The following is an 817-nucleotide window of genomic DNA, read 5'->3' as shown; positions in this document are numbered from 1 at the left end:
GAGGTATAGCACATCACGGCGGGCGAGCGTTCATCGAGCTCGGGCCACGCTTCGAGCGGTGGGGATTCTGTCAGGAGATCGTCGAGCGAGTGGACCGCGATGCCGGTGCCGGCAAGTGCGCTCCTTCCGTCGCCATCGATGACAATGACGTGCCTCAGACTCTTGATGTCGGCGGCAAACGAGCAGAGGAGTTCGAGCAGATCGCTATCGACGAGGATGGCCCTGTCATCGGCATGGTTAGCGATCCAGGCGATCTGATCGGGAAAGAGGCGCGGATTCAGCGTATGCAGGACACGCCCTGTGGCCGGCACCGCAAGATAGGCTTCGAGATGGGCATTGCTGTTCCAACACAATGTGCCGACGCGCTCACCGGGCTGGATGCCCAGTGTGAGCAGCGCGTTTGCCAACCGTGCGGCACGTTCCGCGATTTCACGGAAAGTGCGTGACTGCAAGGCATCGCCGTCGAAAGTCGAGACCATGCTTTGCGGGAACAGCTGCGCTCCCCGGCGCAGGATCATCTGCGTCGTCAGCGGGAAATCCATCATCGTTGCATCGGTCATCGGCAGGGGCCCTCGATCAGGGCCGCGGCTTCCTCCAGCAGATTGGGCACGTCCTGCTCGAGGCCGCGTGCATATTCGCTGGATACCACGCCTTCGACATGCAGCTTCCATGCGCCCTCGACGATCGCCGCAAGACGCCACGCCGAGAAGACCATGAACCACGGCAGGTCCAGGTGATCGCGGCCGGTCGCCTGCGACCAGGCATCCGCCAGCTCATGGCGGTCGGGCGCATCGGGTGAGTTTGAAACGGCCTGTAC

The 817-nt window shown here is 62.8% G+C and carries 2 protein-coding genes; both read right to left on the bottom strand.

Annotation, left to right across the window (positions count from 1 at the left end):
* Positions 1-560 (bottom strand): AMP-binding protein (locus tag LK12_RS23335; RefSeq protein ID WP_039290694.1); only part of this gene is annotated, 560 nt, incomplete at its 3' end.
* Positions 557-817, bottom strand: a 261-nt coding sequence (locus tag LK12_RS25030; protein WP_039290691.1) for a hypothetical protein, incomplete at its 5' end; no start/stop codon positions are given. The genes LK12_RS25030 and LK12_RS23335, both read right to left, overlap by 4 nt.

It is taken from the genome of Novosphingobium malaysiense (assembly GCF_000802225.1).
In the GTDB taxonomy this organism is placed as follows: domain Bacteria; phylum Pseudomonadota; class Alphaproteobacteria; order Sphingomonadales; family Sphingomonadaceae; genus Novosphingobium; species Novosphingobium malaysiense.
The sequence above is the reverse complement of the archived record's forward strand: the minus strand, read 5'-3'. Positions and strand labels throughout refer to the sequence as shown.